This window comes from Cryobacterium sp. Y57 (assembly GCF_002929505.1).
Taxonomy (GTDB): Bacteria; Actinomycetota; Actinomycetes; order Actinomycetales; family Microbacteriaceae; genus Cryobacterium.
Genome location: NZ_PJJL01000047.1, coordinates 17129 through 38813 on the forward strand (window position 1 = coordinate 17129; position 21685 = coordinate 38813).

Below are 21685 nucleotides of genomic sequence, written 5' to 3' on the forward strand. Positions count from 1 at the left end.
GTGTACGATACCGCCTGCAGCGAGCTAACGCTGTGTCGGGGCGACGAAGCGCTGCCAGACCCACGCGCTCGCGCACAGCGCTGCGAAGGTAGCGGCAGCGATCCAGAGTGTCATCCCGCTGCTGTCGTTCCCGAGCTGCTCAATCACGGGGGCGAGCGCCGCGAACAGCATGCCATAGGTGATGACGGTCAGACCTGCCCACAGCGGAGGCGACCAGGCCAGGATACGGCGACCGCTGGTGTGGCCGATCGGCACCAGAATCAGCACAGCTGAGCCGATGGCAGCGAGCACGATCGTGTTGATGGTCTCCGCGGCGAGCGACGTGGTGAAATCAGTGGCGCCAGGCATTAGCGACCCGAGGAACCAGGCGAGAACGGCGAAGGCTGTGAGCGCGCCCACCCGGACCGCGGCGAGCTGGCCGCGCTGCGCGCCCGTGGGCTGCGGGCCAGCCTGGCCCGAGGCATCCGTTGTGGCCGAGAGGGTGATACTGCCCAGCAGCCCGAACAATAGGGCGGGATGCACGTCGAACATTCGGGAGGCGATCGCGGCGGCCGCGATGATCAGCAGGTAACGCGGCAAAAAAGTGGCTGTTGCGTTCTGGCGCAACACGCGCGAACTCCACCAGAGCGGAACCAGAATGGCCACCGCGTTGACCAGGACCAGCCCGATGATCACGGCGACGAGCAGGCGCAGGTAGGCCGGCTGGTCGACAACGGGACCTGACAGCATGACAAAGGTCGCGGCGGCCAACAAAGCCGTGCCACCGCGCAGCCATCGGCTGGGGTTTATCGTCGGTGCGACCTCGAACTCTTCACGCACTCGGTTTCGTCCCGCTAATGACGGCAGCGCCCGAAGCGGTCGGCCGCCGCGGGTGCGAGAAATGGCGCCCGCGAGCATTCGAAGCGGCACCGCGATCAACAGCAGCGCGCCGACGGCGAGCAGTCCGGCCTGCAACCAGAGAAACGGAGAGTCGTTGCCGGTCGGACCGATGGCCGCAGCAAACCGGGTCGGGTCATTCCACTGGCCGGGGAAAACGGATGCCGTGTCACCATTGCGCTTCGGTTCCGCAGCTTCCGGGTCGGGCGCGTTGGTACCCGGCGCCGCGCTGGGCGAAGGCTGTGAAGGCTGTGAAGGCTGTGGAGGAGCTCCGGGCACGGCAACGGAACCGTCTGGTGGCGGCGAGGCCGCCGCGCCCGGTGTCGCCGCGCTCGGTGTCGGCGTGACCGGTGGCGTTGCCGGGGCTGACTCAGACGGCGTCGGGGCCGCTGTCGTCTCGGCGACGTAGCTGATCGACAGGGGAGCGCTGCCCGGACCGACGTTGCCGGCGTCATCTTTCTGCACGGCGATGACCGAGTAAGACCCGGCGGCCACGCCGCCAGCCGAGCAGGTCCACGTTCCGCCGGTCACGGGTGCAGAACACACCGAATAGGCGCCGGCGAACACCGTGACGGTGGCACCGGTTTCTCCGGTTCCGGAGTATTGGGTGCCGGCGACCAAAACCTGCGTTCCGGCGCTGGGAGCCGTGACGATCGGGGCATCCGGTGCGGCGATATCGAACACGATTGTCACCGGCGCGCTCGCGTTCGACGTTGACGGGCTGCTGAACGTTGAAATCTGGCTGGCGGTGACGTCCTGGCTGCCGTTCGTGAGCGTGCCGGAGAACAGGCAGGCCCAGGCACCGGAACCGTCGACCTGACTGGAGCAGGTGACATCATTTGGCAAGGATGCCGTCACGGTGGCCTGCGGGTGACCGGTCCCGCGCACCCAGCCGTTGGATTCCAACCCGGTCAGGCCGCCGAGCACCGTTGGGGCGCCGAGTACGGCGACGGCAATGTCGTCACTCAGGCTGGGAACACCGGTCACCACAACGCGCAGGGTGATGTTGGGGCCGTTCGGCAGGTAGACGTTGCCGCAGCTCCATGAGGTCGATGAGTCGTCGACGATGCACAGCGGGTCTCCGCCGCGCGGTGACAGCAACTGAATCTCCTGGTCGGCAGCTTTCGACCCCGAAACAGTGGTGCGGTTACTGCTGATGAATTGCCCGATGCTCGGGGTCTCGATCCGAGGGATCGGCGCGGAGGTGGTCGTCGTGTTTGGGATCGGTTCCTCGGCGGCCGCGGGGGTCGCGTCGGGCGTCGTTTGCTGCCCGCTAGCTGGAGCTGGAGCCGTGGCCTCGTCGGCCTGCGCCGTCGAGGGTGCGGGTGTCGCCAGGGCCAGGCCGCAGGCGAGCAGGAGGGCGACGATGGCCGCGACGCTGCGGGACTGTCGCGGGCGCACCGTTTTGCCCCGGATTGCGATTCGAGCCGATTCGGACACAACTAACCCCCTACCCCAATTTGAGGGGCAGACGGTGAGAAAGTCAACCTCTTCCGCCCGGATTACGGTAACAAACCGGAGGAACTCTTCGAGGCGTTTCCACCCGGCTCTAAACGTGACACCCTTTATACGAAGCGGATGCTCCGCATCACCCGCCGAAAAGAGTCTCGCCGCCATGAATCCCACGCCTCGTACGCCGGCAGCACCATCGAATCGCGCTGTCGCTGCCCGCGATTGGGAGCACCGCGCTGCTGAGCTCGGTGATCGCCTGCCGACCGGGTTCGAGGTGGCCGTGGCGAGCTCAGCCTTTCAGATCGAGGGCGCTGCCCGTGATGGCGGTCGCGGTGACAGCGTCTGGGACGCCTTCAGCCAGGTTGCCGGGCGCATTCGCGACGGTTCGAACGCCTCCGTCTCGGCCGACCATGTGAAGAACTCCGCCGCTGACACCGCTCTGCTGCGCGAGCTCGGCGTCGATTGCTATGCGTTCTCTTTTGGCTGGACCCGGTTGCAGCCGGAGGGCCGTGGCGCCCTCAACCGAAACGGACTCGCGTTCTATGACCGTTTGCTCGACGCGTTGCTGGCCGACGGCATCCGTTCGACCGCCACGCTCTCACACTGGGACCTGCCAGCAGCCCTGCGCGGCGGCTGGCTGAACCGCGACACCGCCGGTCGGTTCGCCGACTATGCCCACACGGTGGCGGAGGCGTTCGGCGACCGCATCGACGCCTGGGTGACCCTTGCTGAGCCGGCCACGGTCACCGTGAAGGGCTACGCGCTGGGCACCCACGCGCCCGGCCGTACCCTGCTCTTCGACGCGTTGCCGACGGCGCACCACCAGCTGGTCGGGCATGGACTCGCCGTGCAGGCCCTGCGCGCCGCCGATGTGCGCGGCCGTATCGGCCTGATCAACTCCCACACGCCGGTACAGTGCGCAACCGACCGCGACCAGGACCGCTCGTACGCCGCGCTCCACGATCTGCTGACCAACCGCCTGTTCGCCGACCCCGTGCTGCTCGGCCACTACCCTGACCCGCTTGAACCATTCGCGCTCGAACTACGAACCCTGCTCGAGGCCGACCCCGACGACCTGCGCACGATCCACCAGCCGCTGGACTTCTACGGCGTGAGCTACACCGAGCCCGCCCGTGTTGCCGCCGGTCCGACGGTGCTGAAAGCGCCCGACGGCCAGTTGATTCCCACCACGTCGTGGCCGTTTCACCTTGAGCCGTTTCGAGAACACCCCACCACCTCGGCCGGTGCTGTCAACGCCCCGGAATACGTGGCCGTGGCGCTCGTCGAACTGGCTGAGCGTTACCCCGACCTCCCGCCGGTCTATCTCTCGTTGGCCGGCGGCGCCTTCGCTGACCATGCGGATGCCCGCCACAACGTGAACGACACAGCCCGCGTTGACTACCTGGCCGAGCACCTTCTGGCCGCCCTCGACGCCGCCGCGCCCATCGACCTTGCCGGCATCACGTTCTGGTCACTGCTCGACGCGTTCGAGTGGGATTGCGGCTACACCCAGCCCACCGGCCTCGTGCACGTTGACTTCGTTAACGACCCCCGCACGCGCACTCCCAAGCTGAGCTACCGCTGGCTGCAGCATGCCCTGGCCAATCGGTAGCTCAGCTACGGCGTGCGCCGCCGCAGCGTCACCGAGCCGAACACCACGGCACCCGCGATCCAGGCGGCCATGATCAGCAACTCCCCGCCGATGTAGGAGGCGTCCTGCGAATCGGTCGCGACCGCCTGCAATGCGTCGATCGCGTGGGACAGCGGCAGCCAGTCACTGATGTAGCGCAGCACCTCGGGTAGTTGGTCGCGCGGAAGAAAGATGCCGCCGAGCAGAATCTGCGAAAACACGAGCGCCGGCATGAAGTGCACGACCTGAAACTCCGTGCGCGCGAACGCGCTCGCGAGTAGGCCGAGCGTCGTGCCGAGTACCGCATCTGCTACAGCGACGGCGAGCAACAGCCAGATCGATCCGCTGATCGTCAGCCCGCACACCCACACCGCGAACCCCACAGCGAGAGCCGATTGCGCCACCGCGAGCAGCCCGAAAGCGAGCGTGTAACCGAGAATGAGATCGCCCTTGCCGAGCGGCATCGACAGCAGGCGCTCGAGCGTGCCGGTGCGACGCTCACGCAGGTCGTGATGCTCGTAACGAGAAACATCACGATAAACGGGAACAGCGCGATCATGCCCGGCCCGATCGTGGAGAACACGGGCGTGTCGGAGAAAATCCAGGCCAACAGCCCGATCAGAAGGCTCGGCACTACGAGCAACAGCACGATCGTGCGCGGGTCGTGTCGCACCTGGTTGAGCACCCGGCCGGCGGTCGCGAGGGTGCGTTGTGGGTTCACGAGGCGATCCCGTTGGTCGTGTCTTTGGGCGGATGCCGCGCGATCAGCGCTAGGAAGGCCCCCTCGGTATCGCTGGCTCCGGTTGAAACCGGCAACCCGGCGGGGGTGTCATCGGCCAGAATCTCACCGTCCCGCATGAGCAAAAGGCGGTCACAGCGGCTGGCTTAGTCCATCACGTGGCTGGATACGAGCAGGCTCGTTCCCGAGACGGCGAGCTGATGAAACAAGGTCCACAGTTCGACCCGCAACAGCGGGTCGAGGCCCACGGTCGGTTCGTCGAGCACGAGCAGGTCGGGGGAGCCGAGCAGAGCACCAGCCAACGACACCCGGCTGCGCTGCCCGCCGGACAGCGATCCCACCAGCTGCCGCGCCTGACTCGTGAGATCTGTCAGGGCCAGCACCCGGTCGACGTCGCTGCGCGGAGCGCCGAGAACAGCCCGATAATACTGCAGGTTCTGCCGCACGGTGAGGTCGTCATACACGCTGGCATCCTGCGTCACATAACCCACCCGGTGGCGCAGCGATGCCGATCCAGCCTCCCGGCCGAGCACCATCACGGTGCCGGACTGTACGACCTGCACGCCGACGATTGTTCTCAGGAGCGTGGTTTTGCCGCATCCGCTTGGGCCGAGCAGCCCCACCACGACTCCGCGGGGAATACTCACCGACAACCCGTGCAGCACCGGATGCTTGCCTCGTCGCACATGCAGATCGGTCGCGTCGACCGCGGGGGCGGACTTGTTCGCCATGACCGAACTCTTCGCCGTGGTACCCGCCCCGTCAAGTCCATAATCGGTGATTTTGTTGCCACTCGAACACTCAGTGCGCGGCGATCTGCGTGACCAAAACTGATCTCGAACTAGTGTGGAATGCATGATGCCAGTGCTGCCGATCCTTGTGTCTGCCGCGGCGCCGGCATCCGCTGAAGCTGAGAGCGTGTCGCTTCGCTACTACGACGACATCGTGAGTCGTTACCACGGGCGACCTGCACTGCAGCAGGAAATTCTCGCCGCCCAGGCGGGGTACCCAAGCGACGACCTCGTTGCACCAACCGGGCTGCTGTTGCTCGCCCGCCAGGGGCACGCCGTGCTCGGCTGTGCCGGAATGCGCATTCGCCCTGGCGATATCGGCGAGGTGACCAGGGTCTTCGTCGAACCAACTGCCCGAGGTCAGGGGGTGGGCCGACTCCTCATGCAGAATCTGGAAAGTGAATCTCGCGCGCTGGGGCTCACGGCACTGCGGTTGGATACGCGAACTGACCTCATCGAGGCGCGCAGCCTCTATGCCTCGGTCGGTTTCATCGAGGGTGAAGCGTACAACACCGACCCGTACGCGAATCACTGGTTCCGAAAAGAATTGCGTTGAATCTATGATTATCGCGCGCAGCATACCGGAACCTGCCCTCGTGCCGGAGCTTCTCGTGACGTCGCTTGCGAAGAGTGTGGATTTCTGGTGCGGTCTCGGCGGTTTCGAGGTGCGATATGACCGTCCCGCCGATGGGTTTGCCTACATTGCGCGAGGCGCGGCCCATGTGATGATCGAGCAGCGGGGCGCGGGCCGAAACTGGCTTCCGGGGGCGCTGGAGAGTCTGGCGTCGCTCAATTTCTCGTGCAGGACCCGGATGGATACCTGATCCGTTTCCAGGCCTCCGTGGGCCGACGCTCGTCATCCCGGTAGACTGCCGGGCGCTTTGATCACAGGTGGGAGCGGGAACCCAGCCACCTGCAGTAGCTTCGGTGCATGACCGAGCAGCAGCCCTATCAAGTCGTGAAGAGTTACGATGATGTCGAGTTGCGCCGATACCCAGCGCATCTGGTGGCGGAGGTCATTACCGATGGCCCGTTTGAAGACGCTGGTAATCGTGCCTTCCGATATTTGTTCGCGTACATCACCGGGGCCAACCGCTCGCTCCAGAAAGTCGCCATGACGGCGCCGGTGGTGCAAACTGATGCCGCAGAAAAGATAGCGATGACCGCGCCAGTGCTGCAGGAGAGTGTGGAAGATTCCTCTGGCGCAGCAGCCGGTGAACGATTCCGGGTCGCTTTCGTGCTTCCCAAAGGCCTGACGGCCCAAACAGCGCCGGAACCCACGGACCCCGCCGTGCACCTGCGCACGGTACCCGCGAGCCTGGCCGGTGTACTTCGCTTCAGCGGACGCTGGAGTCAGACTCGTTATGAACAGCATCTTGACCAGTTAAGCGGGGCGCTCGCCGCCGCCGGTTTCAGCGCCTTGGGCTCACCGAGATTCGCACGATTCGATCCGCCGTTCAAGCCATCGTTCCTGCGCCGCAACGAGATTTTACTCGACGTCGAAGAGCCCGGCTGACCAGCGCTCACCCTGCTGTCGCGGGATCCCTGTGCGCCTTGAGCTTGCTAGGAGTGTCATGAGAGGCGGGTGGGAGCCTCCGGGGTCGCCGTTAGTATAAGCAGGTACGCACGGGGGTCGTTTGGCCAGTTCATGTCTCCGTGCCAACGTACACATCGTGCCAATTTGCAAGGAGACGCTGCCATGGAATGGCTCATCCCGGTTTTAATCGTTGTCGCACTCGTCGCCATTGTGGGCATCTACCTCTGGTCGACCTACAACTCCCTCGTAACGCTCAACGTGCGCGTTGACGAAGCCTGGAGCGACATCACGGTGATGCTCAAGCGTCGTGCCGACCTGCTGCCCAACCTGATCGAAACGGTCAAGGGCTACGCGGCGCACGAGAAGAGCGTGTTTGAGAACGTGACCAAGGCGCGGGCCGAAACGCTCTCTGCCCAGGGCCCGGCCGACGCATCCGCTGCTGAGAACCACATGCAGACCGCGCTGAAGAGCATCTTCGCCGTCGCTGAGGCCTACCCGCAGCTGCAGGCCAGCCAGAACTACCTGCAACTGCAGGGTGCGATCGTCGACACCGAGGACAAGATCCAGGCTGCGCGTCGGTTCTACAACGGTGGCGTGCGTGAGATGAACACCAAGATCAAGGTCTTCCCCAACCACCTGTTCGCCGTCAACCTCGGGTTCACCGAACGCGAATTCTTTGAGGTGGCCGATTCCGCAGCGATTGCGGAGCCGCCCCGCGTGCAGTTCTAACGGAGCACTAGATGTACAGCGCGATAGCTAAAAACAAACGCAACACTGTTTTTATTATGATCTTCTTCTTCGCACTCATCGCGGGGCTCGGCTGGCTGGCCAATGCTGTCTACGGCCGTGGCGGCTACGGCATTCTCATCGCCACGGTCGTCATCACCGCCCTGTACGTCATCATTCAGTACTACGCGGCGGGTCGCCAGGCCATCTCCATGAGCGGCGGCATCAGGGTCAACAGCCAGTCCGATCATCCCAGGCTGTGGCGTATCGTCGAGAACCTGTCGATCACGACCGGCACCCCGATGCCCGAGGTCTATATCATCAACGACCCGGCACCGAACGCGTTCGCCACCGGCCGCGACCCAAAACACGCGATCGTCGCCGCCACCACCGGACTGCTCGACATCATGGACGATTCCGAGCTTGAGGGCGTCATGGCCCACGAGATCGGCCATGTGCGCAACTACGACATTCGGGTTTCGATGGTCGTGTTCGGCCTCGTCGTGGCGATTGGGTTCATCTCCGATATGTTCCTGCGCATGGCGTTCTTCGGCCGCAATAACAACAGCAACGGCAACCCCGTCGTCATGGTGTTCGGCCTCGTCGCCATGATCGTAGCTCCGCTCATCGCAACTGTGGTGCAGCTCGCCATCTCCCGCCAGCGCGAATACCTGGCAGATGCGACGAGCGCGTTGACGACGCGCCACCCCGACGCGCTCGCGTCGGCGCTGGCCAAACTCGGCGAGTACGGTCGCCCGATGCAGAAGCAGAACAGCTCGATGGCGCACCTCTGGATCTCCGACCCGCTGAAGAAGGGTGCCATGGGCAAGCTGTTCGCGACGCACCCGCCGATCGCCGATCGCATTGAGCGCCTCACGGCCATGGGCAGCAAGTTCTAAGTCGGTGCGCAGTTGCACCCCGTGACCACGTGTGGTCTCGCGCGGAACGTTAGCGGGGGATTTTCAGCCAGGTCATGCCCCGCAGTTCGATGCAGAACCGATCGGGCGCCTGCACAATAGCCATGAGCACGTCGTCACAGTTCACACAGCGAACGACGAGAGTGTCCGGTTCGGCGTAAACCATCGCACGCGCAAGAACCGATACGTCACCGCATCCGGAACAGCGAGCGGATGCGGTGGTCGGGTCGAACGTGAACAGGTCCGACAGGGGGCCTGCGAGGGCGTTCCCGTCGATGTGCTCGCCCATTATGCGCCTCCGAACCGTTCGGTCTTGACGCGGTCCGGTTCGTGCCCGAGGGCGACGAGCGCGGTCGCGACAGTCTCGACGAATCCGGTTGGCCCGCACACGAACACCGTTGGTGCCAGGGCGGCCGGAAAACCGTGCGCCTCCAGGTCGGCGGCGGTGATACGCCCGGCGGGCCGGGAATATCCGCTCGGCGCGTGGCGAGTGAAGATCCAGGTGACCTCGAGGTTGGCCGACGGGGACTCGAGCTCAGCGCGAAAGAATGCGTCTAGCGGCGTGCGCACCGAGTAGAGCAGCCGGAACGGCGTCGTACTGCCGGATGCCTCGTGCGAGCGGATCATTGCCATCAGGGGAACGATCCCCGATCCGCCGCCGATGAGCTGCACGTTCTCGGCCTGCTGCGGTGTCCAGACGAACCAGCCGCCCAGGGGGCCGCGCAGCTCGAGTTCGTCGCCCTCGCGGAGCGTGTCGACTAGGTACGGCGATACCTCACCGCTGGGCAGGCGGTCGACCGCGAGCTCGATGCGGTCACCGACACCGGCCGACGCCACGGAATAGGAGCGCACCGCGGTGTAGCCATTGGAAGCGGTCAGCCGCACATCAGTGTGCTGACCGGCGATGTTGCCGCCCCACCCCGGAACGTCGATCGTGATGCTGCGGCCGGAAGCGCTCTCCCGACGGATCGAGGTCACGACGCCCACCTTCCAGTTGCCGATGCGGCCGTCCCTGGCCTCACTCGTACCCGTCACCAATAGCGCTGTTCGAGCCAGGGATCGCCGTACATGTTGTAGCCGTTCTGTTCCCAGAATCCGGGTTCATCCTGGCTCTGCATTTCCAGGCCGTGAATCCATTTGGCGCTTTTCCAGAAATACAGGTGGGGGATGAGCAGCCTCGCCGGACCACCATGCTCCGGATCGAGCTGGTCACCGTCGAACTCAAGGGCAATCCAGGCCTGGCCACCCAGTAGGTCGGCGAGCGGAACATTTGTGGTGTACCCACCGTAGGACTGTGCCATCACGAATTTGTCGCTCGTTGTGACGTTCGCGAACAGGGTGTCGAGAGAGACGCCCCGCCAGCTCGTCCCGAGCTTCGACCAGCGAGTGACACAGTGAATATCGGTGTGGATATCCTCGATGGGCAGCGCGTGCAACTCGTCCCAACTCCACGTGTGCAGGGTCTCCGAGTCCGTGCGGATACTGAACTGCCAGTCGACGGTGTCGATGTGGGGGGTAGGCCCGGCGGACAGCACCGGGAAGTCTGCGGTGAGGTACTGCCCGGCCGGAAGGTCTGGGTTCGCTTCGCCACCGCGACCGATGAAGCCACGAGAAATGACTGCCACAGGATGCTCCTTCGATTGCTGACCAGAATAACAGAGAGGGCCCAGCGGTCGCCAACCTCGCTGGCTGATCCGGGCTGGTCTGGGCTGATCGACGGCACGGAGCCGGGGCAGACAAACAAATCCGGCCAGTCACCACGTGGACGGAAGCGAACCTAGCCCAGCTCCGCGGCGAGTCCCGCCGCGAGGTTGCCGCGCGGCGCCACGATGATCTCGTCAAGCCCCTGCCATGTGGCGGCCTCCCGCAGCACGAGTGCGAGCCTCGCGGCGGCATCCGCTGGCGACGCCGGTTCGGCCCAGGCCGATTGCACACGAAGCACGCCGGCCTGCCGGTCGTTTTTGAGGTCTACCCGGCCGACCACCGTGTCGCCGAGCAGAATCGGCAGCGAGTAATAGCCGAACACACGCTTTGGCTTCGGAGTGTAGATCTCGATGCGGTAATGAAAATCGAACAGGCGCAGGGCACGGGCGCGCTCCCAAACCACCGGGTCGAACGGTGACAAGACCGCCTGCGCGTCCATGCTGCGCGGCAGTCGGGCATCGCGGTGTAGCCAGGCCGCTCCCGGAGTGCGCCCCGAACCCCAGCCGAGCACCTGCACCGGGATCAATTCGCCGGCCTCTTCAAGATCACGGATCGCGACCAGGGTCGGTGCTGACTTCAGTCGAAAGTAATCGGCGAAATCCTTCATCGTGCCGATCCCGTGGGCCCGGGCTGATCGGCTGACCAACTCGCGATGGGCATCCGTACTCGAAATGCCCTGACCGAGCAGCTCGGGGGAGAAGACCTGCCCGGGCAGGGCGTAGACCCGTTCGAAGCGGATGCGTCCGGCGCTGACCACGTCACCCCAGCGGAACAGCGTCTCCAGCCCGGTCTTCACGTCGGACCAGCCCCACCACGGCCCACGGCGTTTGTTGGCATCGTGCTCGATCGCACTCGCGGGTATCGGCCCATTGGCGGCAAGCTCGGCCAGGAGCCAATCAAGCATCGGACGGTTGGCGTTCGACCAATCGTTGGTGTTTTGTGCTGAGCGGTCGCGAAAGTGCTGCATTCGCCAGTGGAACAGCGGCCACATCTCGACCGGCAGAAACGATGCCTCGTGCGCCCAGTACTCTGTGAAGCGGGCCTCGCGCCCGGTGGTCAAACGGTCGAGCTGTGCCTTGTCGTAAGCGCCGAGCCGGCTGAATGCCGGCATATAGTGGCTGCGTTCGAAGACATTGACCGAGTCGATCTGTAACAGTTCGATCCGGTTGACGAGGCCGGTGAGCTGACGGATGCCGATTGCCGTGGCGGTTCGTGAGCCGAACCCCTGCGCGGCCAATGCGATGCGGCGCGCCAGAGCGGGGGAGATGGTCTCTGGCATTGGTTCGATTCTAGCGGCCGGGGGTCTGAGTAGGACGTATCCAGTGTCGGTTGACCGTTGCGGCGTTCGCTGCTCCTGGACTCCGTTGCGTGTTATTCGCCTGGAAGCTTGGGCCGGAAACCGGCGGAGTCACCCTCCCCGTCATCGAAGCGCACACGCGCAAGCGCCGGGGCCGTACCGAGTAGTAAATGTTGACGGTCAGTTGGTGCGGAAGCCGAAGCGGCGCGTAACCTGTGCGGTACACCAAGCGGTCTTAGAATGAGCGAGTGAGTGAATCCACGGGCAATCCAGGCGCACACGCACAACTGCGGCTGCGCCGCCGGCGTGTAGCCGTTCGAGCGCGCGAGAGCACCGATCAGTCCGGATCCGATCTCGGCGCTGCGCCGGTCGAGCGGGTGGCCGCGACGCCTGCCCTTAACGGCGTCGATGAGAACCTGCCGGCCGGCATCCGCTTGGCTGGAGCCTGGTCCTGGCGGTTGATTGTGGTCGCCGCGGCCATCGCCATTTTGATTTTTCTCATCATTCAGCTGCGCCTCATAGTCATTCCCCTGCTCGTCGCCGTGCTCGTATCGGCCCTGCTGATTCCCTTCGTGGCTTTTCTGGTGCGGCACCACTGGCGGAAGGGTGTGGCCGTCGCCGTTGCGATGCTGGGTACGCTGGTGCTTGTCGCCGGACTGGTCACGCTGGCATCCACGCAGATAGCCGAGGGTACTGTCGGGTTGAGCGATCGCCTCACCGCGAGTTTTGACAGTCTCAAATCGGTGCTCGCGGCGTCTCCTCTGCAATTGTCGGATACCGAGATCACCAACTATCTGCGGCAGGCCTGGACCGCGATCCAGAATGACAGCGCCGTGTTCATCAGCGGTGCCCTCTCGGTGGGAACCACCCTGGGGCACTTGCTCACCGGGCTGTTGCTCGCGCTGTTCAGTTTGCTGTTCATCCTCATCGATGGCAAAGCGATCTGGGGCTGGATTGTGCGATTCTTTCCCCTGCGGGCCCGCGCTGCCGTCGATGGCGCCGGTATCGCCGGGTGGACCACGCTCGGCAACTTCGCCCGAGTGCAGATTCTGGTCGCCTCCATCGACGCGGTCGGCATTGGCGTCGGTGCCGCTCTGCTTGGCGTGCCGATGGCCATACCGATTGGAATCTTGGTGTTCCTCGGCTCGTTCATCCCCATTGTCGGCGCCGTAGCCACCGGTTCCGTCGCCGTCATCATCGCTCTCATCTTCAATAACTGGGCCGTCGCCCTCGCCATGCTCGGCGTCGTACTGCTCGTGCAGCAGGTCGAAGGACACGTTCTGCAGCCGCTCATCATGGGAACAGCCGTCAAGGTGCATCCGCTGGCCGTTGTGCTGGTCGTCGCATCCGGTGCCCTGCTCGCCGGAATCCCCGGCGCTCTGTTCGCCGTGCCCATTGCCGCCGTGTTGAACGCGATGACCAGCTACATCGCTGGGGGTGCGTGGCGCCAGAATCCGCCGGCGGCGGTGCCGACGAGAGGTTCGGTGCTGTGGCAGACGGTACCGCAAAGCCGACCGGGCTATCGCTCCGGCACTGCGCTCGCCCGCACGGCACGGGGGCGTCCACGGAGCATCCCTACGACCGGTGGCGGATCCCCCCGCAGCACGCCCTCAGCTTTTAGCGCACCTGGCGCCCAGCACGACAGTTCGGAGAACTAAGACATGCCAGAGACCACCCTTGTTGCACCCACCCTTGCTGAATTCGAGGCCGCGCGCGCAGTTGTCGCGAAGGTCGCCGATGTGACCCCGATGGAGAGCTCGCGGTACCTCGCCGACGTGCTGGGAGCGCCGGTATACCTCAAGTGTGAGAACCTGCAACGCACCGGCTCGTACAAAATTCGGGGCGCCTACAACCGACTGTCCAAGCTCACCGACGAGGAGAAAGCCCGTGGCGTCGTCGCGGCCTCGGCCGGCAACCACGCCCAGGGCGTGGCTTTCGCCGCCCGGGAGCTCGGCATCAAGGCCACCATCTTCATGCCGGTCGGGGTCGCGCTGCCTAAGCTGTCCGCCACGCGTGACTACGGGGCCGAGGTGATTTTGCGCGGTACGACCGTCACCGAACCGCTGCTCGCCGCAGCCAGATACGCCCGCGAGACCGGCGCGATCCTCATTCCGCCGTTCGATCACGTGGATGTCGTCACCGGGCAGGGCACCCTGGGCCTGGAGATCCTTGACCAGGTTCCTGATCTTGAAACGGTCATCGTTCCCATCGGGGGCGGTGGGCTCATCTCCGGCGTGGCCAGTGCGCTCCAGCAGCGTGCTGCACGCGAGGGGCGTGTCATCCGGGTGATCGGAGTGCAGGCGGAAAACGCGGCTGCCTACCCGCCCTCCCTCGAGGCAGGGGAGGCCACGATGATCAGCATCCTGCCGACCATCGCTGACGGCATCGCCGTTGCCATGCCAGGATTGCTCAACTTCGAGATCGTGCGTGACGCCGTCGATGAGATCGTCACCGTCAGCGAAGACGACACTGCGCGGGCGCTGCTCGTGCTGCTCGAACGCGCCAAACTCGTCGTCGAACCCGCTGGAGCAGTGGCGGTTGCCGCGATTCTCGCCGGAAAAGTCACCCCGACCGGGCCGACAGTGGCGATCCTCTCGGGTGGCAACATCGACCCGCTGCTCATGCAGCGCGTGATCAGCCACGGTCTCGCGGCGTCGGGACGGTACCTCACGCTGCGCATCATGCTGCCGGACCGCCCGGGCCAGTTGGCCCGCATTTCCGAGCTGCTCGCCGAGGCTACCGCCAACGTCATCGAGGTGCTGCACACGAGGCACGGGGCTGGCCTGCGCATCAGCGAGGTCGAACTCGACGTCAGTGTTGAGACGCGCGGGCCCGAGCATCGCCAGCATGTCGTCGACACGCTGCGGGCCGCCGGCTACGATCCGCAGATCGACTAACCGCCCGCATTCGGGCGCCCCTGACCAATCGGGGCATAACTCCTGCAATTAGTGGTGGTGTCCCAGCGGATGCCCAAAATTCCGGGCAACTTTTTGGCCGCGGCGGTAAATTGCAGGAGTTATGGTGCGGGGCCCATCGCACGGGTGACGGTGACGGTGATGGTGACGGGTCAGGCTCCGGTGAACGTCTCCACGTTGGTGACGTGCACGGTGATTTCCTTGCCGTTCGGCGTGGTGTAGCTCGTCTTCGCGCCAACCTTGAGTCCGATGATGGCTGCGCCGAGCGGGCTTTGCTCACTGAACACATCAAGGTCGCTGTTAGCGCCGATTTCGCGGCTGCCGATGAGAAAACGACTCTCATCACCGGCGATTGTTGCGGTAATGACCGTGCCGGGAACGACGACGCCGTTACTCTCGGGAGCATGACCGACTTCAGCGGTGCGCAGCAGCACGGTGAGAGTGCGGATGCGCGCCTCCATCTTGCCCTGCTCTTCTTTCGCCGCGTGGTAGCCGGCGTTCTCCTTGAGGTCGCCTTCTTCGCGGGCGGACTCGATCTTCTTCGCGATGTCGCCTCGGCCGAAATTGCTCAGTGTCGCCAGTTCCGCTGCGAGGCGGTCGTGGGCCTCCTGAGTTAGCCAAGTGACCGTTGTCTCGGTACTCACGAGTGATCTCCTTTATTACGCTCGAGCGAAGAAAGGCCGGTGAGGCTGCGCGAACATAGCCGATACCCCAACGATTGCCGGGGCGAATACGTCAGTTTAGGTCAGCCAGCACTGGTAAATCAAACCCGTGTTGCTCAGGTCGGTGGTGCGCAGAATCTCGGTAAACGACCGGTTGTACAGCGTCGATGCCGGCAGATCGATGATCTTCCAGCCGACCACAGAGTAGCTCTCGTTGAGCGCCTGTACGGCGCAACTCGCTGTCCGGTTCACCGGCAGCGCCACCTCGAAGGTCACGCTGACACTGTGCGCGTCGATAATGGTGTGGCCGATATCGCGCGCTTCGATTTGAGTGGATGCCCCGTCCAGACCGGTCCACACCACCCACGCCCCCAGCACCAGCACAAAAATACCGCCCAGGCCCCAAAGGATTCGGCGGTCCCGTTTCTTGCGGCTGGGCGTGCGACCGTAGCGTGATTGAATCACGGCACTCTCAATGGGCGCTGGCACGCTCGAGACAGCTGATTCGTCGAGGCGGTGGGGCTCACGGCTCGATTGGACTCCGGTGGACGTGCTGTTAAAGGGCACTGGTGATTTCACACTTTCCATGGAGCGATTAGGCTTGGTCTTTAGGTTATCTGGCCTAAGGTTATCCGGCATTCCTGAGGAGTATGGTGACGCTGCGACTGATGGCTGTACATGCCCATCCCGACGACGAATCGAGCAAGGGCGCGGCTACATACGCCTACTACCGCAGCCTCGGCGCTGAGGTGCTCATCGTGAGTTGCACTGGAGGCGAGCGTGGAAGCATTCTCAATCCCGCTTTTGCCGGCCATGCGATGGCCGAACGAGACATATCAGGCTTACGCCGCCTGGAGATGCAGGGCGCACAGCAGACACTCGGCGTGCAGCACCGCTGGCTTGGCTTCGAAGACTCCGGCATGAACGAGGACGAGTCTGTGCCGCCGAACTCCTTTGCCGATATTCCGCTGGAGCATGCGGCCGAACCCCTGGTCACTCTTGTGCGTGAGTTTCGCCCCCAGGTGCTCATCACCTACGATGAAAACGGCGGCTACCCGCACCCCGACCACATCCGCTGTCACGAGGTCTCCCTGGAAGCATTTCGCGCGGCCGCCGACCCTGAGCGGTACCCGGATTCGGGAGCGCCCTGGCAGATCGGCAAGCTCTACTACGACCGTATCTTCAACCTCGAACGCATCGACGCGATGTACCTCGCGCTCAGCGTGGCCGAGCCGGATTCTCCGCTTCTGGAACCGCTCGAGGCGGCGCGGGAGCGCATGGAGGATTACCCCAAGCTCGCCACCACCCATGTTCCGGCCGGGGATTTTCTCGACGTACGCGATGCGGCCCTACGCTCGCACGCGAGCCAGGTTTCGCCCGACAGCAGCTTCTTCTTCTGGCCCAACGATTTGGTACGCGAGGCCTGGCCGTACGAAGACTTCCAACTTGTCGAATCGAAAGTAGACACCGAAATGCCCGAATCTGATCTCTTCGCCGGAATCTTGGACGACGCATGATCGTGTCACTCAACGCCTCGATCAACGTCGTGCTCGCCGTCACACCGACCCCCGACCCCAACTTCGATCCGAACACCGTCACACCGGGTGTCATCGGGTTCGTGGTTTTCTTCCTCATCGCGGCAGCGACGGTGCTGTTGTGTTTGGACGTGGTGCGTCGCATCCGTCGCACCACGTACCGTGCTGAGATCAAAGAGCGGCTCCAAGCGGAACAGGCGGAGCGCGACGGCGACGAGGGCGCTTCGAACGACAAGCCCGAGTAGCAACGCTCTACGGGTAGAGCGGATGCCTGGCGATCAGTAGGATCGCTGCGAAATGACAGAGGAATGCCACCACCGTGAGGGTGTGGAAGATCTCGTGGAAGCCGAACACGCCCGGAATCGGGTTGGGCTTTTTCAGCCCGTAGATGACCGCGCCGACCGTGTAGCAGAGTCCGCCGATCAGAATCAACGTCATCATGGGGGCGTTGGCGTGAAAGAAGTCCACGATGAACAACAGTGCGCCGTAGCCGAGCACCAGGTAGAGCGGCACGTACAGCCAGCGCGGAGCGTGGATCCAGAACACCCGAAAGATAATGCCGAGTCCGGCGCCGCCCCAGACCAGCCAGAGCAGCAGCGTCGCCTTCGCTGGCGGCAGCGCCAGCACGGTGATCGGCGTGTACGAACCGGCGATCAACAGAAATATGTTGGCGTGGTCGATGCGCTTGAGCATGATGCGGGTGCGCGGCTGCCAGTTGAAACGGTGGTAAAGCGCCGAATTGCCGAACAGCAGCATCGAACTGAGCACGAACACGGCAGAGCTGATCTTGGCCGCTGACCCCTCGGCGAGCACGAGCAGCACGATGCCGGCCACAATCGTCACGGGAAAAGTACCGGCGTGGATCCAACCGCGCCAGGTCGGTTTGACGTCCTCCGGATGGGTGTCAGCGGCCTCGATCAGTGGCAGATTGGGGATATCGTGCTCGGTGGCCATGCTGCAAGGATACGACAGAGCACGGCCGACGTGCCGCGAACGCTCGCCGGAGTGGACTAGCGTAACTGTGTGCAGAAACCCCAAGTCCCCTCAGCGCGCGGCCTCCTCTACAGGCTGTATCAGCGTCGGCTGAGGCGCGGACTCACGCCGGAGCACCTGCCCCGTCACGTCGCCATGATCATCGACGGCAACAGGCGCTGGGCCAGGCAGCTGGGCTTTCAGACGGCTGCACACGGGCATCGAGCCGGTGCCGCAAAAATGCGCGAATTTTTGGAATGGTGCGACGACCTCAAAATTTCGGTCGTCACCCTGTACCTGCTCTCCTCCGACAACCTCACCCAGCGGCCGGCTGATGAACTGGCCGATCTGATCGAGATCATCGCCGATCTGGCCGAGGAGCTCTCGCACTATCGCGATTGGCGGGTGCAGCAGATGGGGTCCAAGGCTGGCCTGCCCCTTTCGCTCGTCGCAGCCCTCGATGCAGCGGATGCCCGCACCAGCGAGCACAAGGGACTGCACGTGAATCTCGCGGTCGGCTACGGCGGGCGCACGGAGATCACCGACGCGATGCGCAGCATTGTTTCCACCCACCACGCGCACGGCGGAACGTTGGAGGACCTCGCGGAGACCCTCACGCCGGAGCTGATCGGCCAGCACCTCTATACCGGTGGTCAGCCCGACCCCGACCTCGTCATCCGCACCTCGGGCGAGCAGCGGCTGAGCGACTTTATGCTGTGGCAGAGCGCGCATAGTGAGTTTTACTTCGTCGAAGCCCTGGGACCCGACCTGCGTCAGATCGATTTTCTGCGTGCCCTCCGCGATTTTTCCCGACGCCAGCGGCGGTTCGGGGGGTAGCCCGGGCCAGGGGTGCGAACGCCAGGGTGAGAACGCCAGGGGGTGAGAGCGGCAGGGGGGATATTTGTTTGACAACCGATTGGACCTGCATGAATTCGCTCCAGAACTTCACCGATGGCTTTCGTAACGAGCCCGGTTACCTCGACTTCGGTCGGGTCGGCCCACTGTCCGAGGTCGTTGTGGCAGAGACCCTCGGCCAGAATGAGGTGCTGTCCCGCGCCCGATTCGGCAGCCTCGATCACCTGGCTGAGCAGGATTTGCGTGCCCGCACCGCGGTATCCGCTCTCACCGGTTTCACTCCCGACCAGGTTGTGCTGCAGCCCAACACCAGCTCGGGCCTGATGCAGGCCATGTTCGGTCTGACTGGTTCCGTGCTGCTGTCGCCTGCCGACTTTCCCAGCGTGCCGTTTGCGGCGGTCCGCGCTGCTGAGACCCTGCACGTGGTCACCCCAGTGTGGTTGGAGACCGTGCGGGGTCGCGTCACTCCCGGCCAGATCCGCGACCAGCTCACCCCCGCCGTCGCGGCTGTCGCGGTGTGTCTCGTCGATTCCCGCACGGGCTATCGCGCCGACCTCGACGGTATCCGACAGGTGATCGGCGATCGCCTGCTCATTGTTGACGCGATCCAGGGCTTCGGCGTCGTTGACGCAGCCTTTGAGGCAGCGGATGTTGTTGCTTCCGGTGGACAGAAATGGACGCGGGCCGGTTGGGGCACCGGTTTTCTGGCCCTGAGTGAGCGGGCCCTCGAACGCCTCGTTCCGGTCTACTCCGGCTATGTCGGAACCGACACTGCGGAGCCCTGGGACGAGGTCACCCCGCCCAGCCACAGCGCCAAGGCCTTTCGGGTAACCAACGGTGACTCTATTGCGCAGGCGCGATTCGCGGCAGCCTTGGAACAGACCGCTGATGTTGGCGTCGACGTCATCCAGGCGGCCATGAATGACAACGTCTCTCAAATAATCGAACTCGTCGACGAATTCGTCATCGATATCGTCTCGCCCCGCGATGTCCGGGAGCGCGCGGGCCTCGTGGTGCTCGAACCGCCGGCGGAACTGCTCACCACACTCGTGGCGAGCCTGCACAACCACGGTATTTCGTCCACCATGCGCGATACCACCGTGCGGCTGAGCGTGCACGCGGCCCTCGACCCCGACACGGTCACTATGTTGAGGGCGGCCCTCACCGCCTATGCTCTCACCGCCACGTACTAGCATTCTGCAGCGCAGACCGGTCGTCTGACTCAACGTAAGGTGAACGACAGATTTCCGTGGGCGTGTCGGGTTTCTTTTTGGGCCGGTAGGTCGTAGCGTCGCTTTCATCAGGTACGGCACCTGATCGAGACGGCCATATAAGTACGGCTCGAGAATTGCTTGATGGCCAGCTTGCCAAAGTGATCCGCGTCCGTGTGACGCAGGGTAGGAGTGGCTGTGACCGCTAATCGAACCGACCTGAATGCGACCGACCGGGTGGAGGCATCCGCTTCGCAAGTCGAGCGCACCTTTGTGTTGGACACCTCGGTGCTTCTGTCAGATCCGAAAGCAATTTTTCGCTTTGCCGAGCATGCCGTTGTGTTGCCCGTGGTGGTGATCAGCGAACTGGAGTCCAAGCGCAATGACCCGGAGATCGGGTATTTTGCGCGGCAGGCGTTGCGCAATCTCGATGAACTGCGGCTCAAGCATGAGCGCCTCGACTTTCCAATTCCGGTCGGCGATGGCGGTAGTTTGCGGGTGGAACTCAACCACTCCAATATGTCGGTGCTGCCGTCTGGCCTGCAATTGCGTGACAACGATTCGCGCATTCTGGCCGTGGCTCTCAACCTGGCCAATGACGGAATGACCGTGACCGTCGTTTCCAAGGACCTGCCGCTACGGGTGAAGGCCGCTTCTCTCGGTCTCGCTGCCGATGAATACCGGCACGAGCTCGCTGTTGATTCCGGTTGGACCGGCATGGACGAGATCACCCTCAGCGCCGAGCAGATGAGCGTGCTCTATGACAAAGAGATGCTGGACTCCCGCGCGGTGCAGGACATGCCAATCAACACGGGCCTGGTCATTCACTCCGACCGCGGGTCGGCCCTCGGCCGGGTGACCAGCCGGGGCACGCTCAAGCTGGTGCGCGGCGACCGTGACGTCTTTGGACTGCACGGTCGTTCGGCCGAGCAGCGGCTGGCCATTGACCTGCTGCTCGACCCGGAGATCGGCATTCTCTCGCTCGGCGGGCGGGCTGGGACCGGCAAGTCGGCACTCGCTCTCTGCGCGGGCCTAGAGGCCGTGCTGGAACGCCAGCAGTATCGCAAGATCATGGTGTTCCGGCCCCTGTATGCGGTCGGCGGCCAGGACCTCGGCTTTCTTCCCGGTGACCAGGGCGAGAAAATGGGGCCGTGGGCGCAGGCGGTGTTCGACACACTCGGCGCGATCGTGTCGGAGAACGTGGTCGAGGAGGTGATGGAGCGCGGCATCCTCGAAGTGCTTCCGCTGACCCACATTCGCGGCCGTTCACTGCACGACGCCTTCGTGATCGTCGACGAGGCGCAGTCGCTTGAGCGCAACGTGCTGCTGACCGTGCTGAGCCGCATCGGTCAGAACTCGCGCGTGGTGCTCACCCACGACGTCGCCCAGCGTGACAACCTGCGGGTCGGGCGCTTCGACGGCGTGGCCAGCGTGATCGAAACGCTGAAGGGGCATCCACTGTTCGCGCATATGACCCTGACCCGGTCGGAGCGCAGCGCGATCGCAGCGCTGGTGACGGAAATGTTGGAGGGTAACGAGGTCATGTAAGTCGGTGGGGAGCGGATGTTTTCAACTCGCGTGATCTCGCTAGCCGCCGCAGTGACAGATCATTCGCCCCGCCCTTCGAACCTTTTCCTCATGTTCGACAGTGAACCTGCCGAACACTCGTAACACGGGCGCTCACAATGCCGGCGCTCACAATACGAAGCAGGGCCTGCGCGGCCGATTTCTGGCGCCGCAGGCCCTGCTCCTAGCTCTCACTACGATGTGCGGATCTGTTGAGGTTTGTTGCGTCTTCGAGGGATAGTTCGGAGTCGGCGAAGGTTTGGTCGTCTGCGAATGATTTCATGCGTGCGATGCGGTAGA

At 64.0% G+C, this 21685-nt stretch carries 21 protein-coding genes and 2 pseudogenes; 13 read left to right on the plus strand and 10 right to left on the minus strand.

Going from position 1 to position 21685, the window contains the following annotated elements; translation table 11 throughout:
* Positions 1-24 precede the first annotated feature (24 nt).
* Positions 25-2316: a hypothetical protein gene (locus CXY72_RS02360; protein ID WP_104126118.1), complete on the minus strand. Its 2292-nt coding sequence runs from the start codon at positions 2314-2316 to the stop codon at positions 25-27.
* Positions 2317-2491: 175 nt separating this feature from the next.
* Here CXY72_RS02360 and CXY72_RS02365 point away from each other — a divergent pair, with 175 nt between their 5' ends.
* Positions 2492-3940: a glycoside hydrolase family 1 protein gene (locus CXY72_RS02365; protein WP_104126119.1), complete on the plus strand. Its 1449-nt coding sequence runs from the start codon at positions 2492-2494 to the stop codon at positions 3938-3940.
* A 5-nt stretch (positions 3941-3945) separates the two neighbouring features.
* Here CXY72_RS02365 and CXY72_RS02370 read toward each other — a convergent pair.
* Both CXY72_RS02370 and CXY72_RS02375 read right to left on the minus strand, forming a co-directional pair.
* Positions 3946-4679 (minus strand): annotated as a pseudogene (locus CXY72_RS02370) (ABC transporter permease).
* Positions 4676-5428, minus strand: a pseudogene (locus CXY72_RS02375) (ABC transporter ATP-binding protein). The pseudogenes CXY72_RS02370 and CXY72_RS02375 overlap by 4 nt, the downstream one beginning before the upstream one ends.
* 124 nt (positions 5429-5552) lie before the next feature.
* On the opposite strand from CXY72_RS02375, the gene CXY72_RS02380 reads away from it, so the two are divergent.
* The 5 genes from CXY72_RS02380 to CXY72_RS02400 all read left to right on the plus strand — a co-directional run bounded on the left by CXY72_RS02380 (position 5553) and on the right by CXY72_RS02400 (position 8650).
* Complete coding sequence (locus tag CXY72_RS02380; RefSeq protein WP_199183917.1) at positions 5553-6044, plus strand: GNAT family N-acetyltransferase; 492 nt, start codon at positions 5553-5555, stop codon at positions 6042-6044.
* Positions 6045-6048: 4 nt separating this feature from the next.
* On the plus strand, positions 6049-6312 hold the full coding sequence (locus CXY72_RS02385; RefSeq protein WP_199183918.1) for a hypothetical protein: 264 nt from the start codon (positions 6049-6051) through the stop codon (positions 6310-6312).
* A 107-nt stretch (positions 6313-6419) separates the two neighbouring features.
* A complete protein-coding gene (locus CXY72_RS02390) occupies positions 6420-7004 on the plus strand; it encodes a heme-binding protein (RefSeq protein WP_104126121.1) in 585 nt (194 codons plus the stop codon).
* Between the two features lie 183 nt (positions 7005-7187).
* Entirely contained in the window at positions 7188-7754 is a 567-nt protein-coding gene (locus tag CXY72_RS02395; protein ID WP_092108227.1) for a LemA family protein, read from the plus strand.
* Between the two features lie 11 nt (positions 7755-7765).
* Positions 7766-8650 carry a M48 family metalloprotease gene (locus CXY72_RS02400; protein ID WP_104126122.1) on the plus strand — a complete coding sequence of 295 codons (885 nt, stop codon included), beginning with the start codon at positions 7766-7768 and terminating at the stop codon, positions 8648-8650.
* Positions 8651-8699: 49 nt separating this feature from the next.
* Here the strand turns inward: CXY72_RS02400 and CXY72_RS02405 are convergent, their stop codons facing one another.
* The 4 genes from CXY72_RS02405 to CXY72_RS02420 all read right to left on the minus strand — a co-directional run bounded on the left by CXY72_RS02405 (position 8700) and on the right by CXY72_RS02420 (position 11651).
* Positions 8700-8957: a DUF6510 family protein gene (locus CXY72_RS02405; RefSeq protein WP_104126123.1), complete on the minus strand. Its 258-nt coding sequence runs from the start codon at positions 8955-8957 to the stop codon at positions 8700-8702.
* Positions 8957-9703 (minus strand): ferredoxin reductase, encoded by a 747-nt coding sequence (locus CXY72_RS02410; RefSeq protein WP_233197616.1) that lies wholly within the window; start codon positions 9701-9703, stop codon positions 8957-8959. The genes CXY72_RS02405 and CXY72_RS02410 overlap by 1 nt, the downstream gene beginning before the upstream one ends.
* Positions 9700-10293: a molybdopterin-dependent oxidoreductase gene (locus tag CXY72_RS02415; protein ID WP_199183919.1), complete on the minus strand. Its 594-nt coding sequence runs from the start codon at positions 10291-10293 to the stop codon at positions 9700-9702. The genes CXY72_RS02410 and CXY72_RS02415 overlap by 4 nt, the downstream gene beginning before the upstream one ends.
* Before the next feature lie 152 nt (positions 10294-10445).
* Entirely contained in the window at positions 10446-11651 is a 1206-nt protein-coding gene (locus CXY72_RS02420) for a winged helix-turn-helix domain-containing protein (protein WP_104126124.1), read from the minus strand.
* Between the two features lie 266 nt (positions 11652-11917).
* Here CXY72_RS02420 and CXY72_RS02425 point away from each other — a divergent pair, with 266 nt between their 5' ends.
* Together CXY72_RS02425 and ilvA are read left to right on the plus strand one after the other, a co-directional pair.
* Entirely contained in the window at positions 11918-13327 is a 1410-nt protein-coding gene (locus CXY72_RS02425) for an AI-2E family transporter (RefSeq protein WP_233197617.1), read from the plus strand.
* A gap of 3 nt (positions 13328-13330) precedes the next feature.
* Entirely contained in the window at positions 13331-14566 is a 1236-nt protein-coding gene (gene ilvA, locus CXY72_RS02430; protein ID WP_104126125.1) for a threonine ammonia-lyase, read from the plus strand.
* Positions 14567-14736: 170 nt separating this feature from the next.
* Here ilvA and greA read toward each other — a convergent pair whose 3' ends face one another.
* Together greA and CXY72_RS02440 are read right to left on the minus strand one after the other, a co-directional pair.
* Positions 14737-15228 carry a transcription elongation factor GreA gene (greA, locus tag CXY72_RS02435; protein ID WP_104126126.1) on the minus strand — a complete coding sequence of 164 codons (492 nt, stop codon included), beginning with the start codon at positions 15226-15228 and terminating at the stop codon, positions 14737-14739.
* A 96-nt stretch (positions 15229-15324) separates the two neighbouring features.
* Positions 15325-15711, minus strand: coding sequence for a DUF4307 domain-containing protein (locus CXY72_RS02440; RefSeq protein WP_158252445.1), 387 nt, complete (start codon positions 15709-15711; stop codon positions 15325-15327).
* A gap of 203 nt (positions 15712-15914) precedes the next feature.
* Between CXY72_RS02440 and mca the strand changes: the two genes are divergently transcribed.
* Entirely contained in the window at positions 15915-16763 is an 849-nt protein-coding gene (gene mca / locus CXY72_RS02445) for a mycothiol conjugate amidase Mca (protein WP_104126136.1), read from the plus strand.
* Positions 16760-17026 (plus strand): hypothetical protein, encoded by a 267-nt coding sequence (locus tag CXY72_RS02450; RefSeq protein ID WP_104126128.1) that lies wholly within the window; start codon positions 16760-16762, stop codon positions 17024-17026. The genes mca and CXY72_RS02450 overlap by 4 nt, the downstream gene beginning before the upstream one ends.
* Before the next feature lie 7 nt (positions 17027-17033).
* Here CXY72_RS02450 and CXY72_RS02455 read toward each other — a convergent pair whose 3' ends face one another.
* The gene (locus CXY72_RS02455) at positions 17034-17735 is read right to left on the minus strand and encodes a hemolysin III family protein (RefSeq protein ID WP_104126129.1); all 702 of its coding nucleotides are present in this window, start codon (positions 17733-17735) and stop codon (positions 17034-17036) included.
* Between the two features lie 69 nt (positions 17736-17804).
* Here CXY72_RS02455 and CXY72_RS02460 point away from each other — a divergent pair, with 69 nt between their 5' ends.
* The 3 genes from CXY72_RS02460 (at position 17805) to CXY72_RS02470 (ending at position 21367) form a co-directional block, all read left to right on the plus strand.
* Entirely contained in the window at positions 17805-18590 is a 786-nt protein-coding gene (locus CXY72_RS02460; protein ID WP_104126130.1) for an isoprenyl transferase, read from the plus strand.
* Positions 18591-18679: 89 nt separating this feature from the next.
* On the plus strand, positions 18680-19801 hold the full coding sequence (locus CXY72_RS02465; RefSeq protein ID WP_104126131.1) for an aminotransferase class V-fold PLP-dependent enzyme: 1122 nt from the start codon (positions 18680-18682) through the stop codon (positions 19799-19801).
* A gap of 216 nt (positions 19802-20017) precedes the next feature.
* A complete protein-coding gene (locus CXY72_RS02470) occupies positions 20018-21367 on the plus strand; it encodes a PhoH family protein (protein ID WP_370446195.1) in 1350 nt (449 codons plus the stop codon).
* The last annotated feature ends 318 nt before the right edge of the window (positions 21368-21685 follow it).

Bases quoted from the DNA above. Each gene is read 5' to 3' on its own strand.
- CXY72_RS02405 (WP_104126123.1), bottom strand. From the start codon at position 8,957: ATGGGCGAGCACATCGACGGGAACGCCCTCGCAGGCCCCCTGTCGGAC.
- CXY72_RS02385 (WP_199183918.1), top strand. From the start codon at position 6,049: ATGATTATCGCGCGCAGCATACCGGAACCTGCCCTCGTGCCGGAGCTT.
- CXY72_RS02365 (WP_104126119.1), top strand. From the start codon at position 2,492: ATGAATCCCACGCCTCGTACGCCGGCAGCACCATCGAATCGCGCTGTC.
- ilvA (WP_104126125.1), top strand. From the start codon at position 13,331: ATGCCAGAGACCACCCTTGTTGCACCCACCCTTGCTGAATTCGAGGCC.
- mca (WP_104126136.1), top strand. From the start codon at position 15,915: ATGGCTGTACATGCCCATCCCGACGACGAATCGAGCAAGGGCGCGGCT.
- CXY72_RS02390 (WP_104126121.1), top strand. From the start codon at position 6,420: ATGACCGAGCAGCAGCCCTATCAAGTCGTGAAGAGTTACGATGATGTC.
- CXY72_RS02380 (WP_199183917.1), top strand. From the start codon at position 5,553: ATGATGCCAGTGCTGCCGATCCTTGTGTCTGCCGCGGCGCCGGCATCC.
- CXY72_RS02420 (WP_104126124.1), bottom strand. From the start codon at position 11,651: ATGCCAGAGACCATCTCCCCCGCTCTGGCGCGCCGCATCGCATTGGCC.
- CXY72_RS02395 (WP_092108227.1), top strand. From the start codon at position 7,188: ATGGAATGGCTCATCCCGGTTTTAATCGTTGTCGCACTCGTCGCCATT.
- CXY72_RS02465 (WP_104126131.1), top strand. From the start codon at position 18,680: ATGAATTCGCTCCAGAACTTCACCGATGGCTTTCGTAACGAGCCCGGT.
- CXY72_RS02450 (WP_104126128.1), top strand. From the start codon at position 16,760: ATGATCGTGTCACTCAACGCCTCGATCAACGTCGTGCTCGCCGTCACA.
- CXY72_RS02455 (WP_104126129.1), bottom strand. From the start codon at position 17,735: ATGGCCACCGAGCACGATATCCCCAATCTGCCACTGATCGAGGCCGCT.
- CXY72_RS02400 (WP_104126122.1), top strand. From the start codon at position 7,766: ATGTACAGCGCGATAGCTAAAAACAAACGCAACACTGTTTTTATTATG.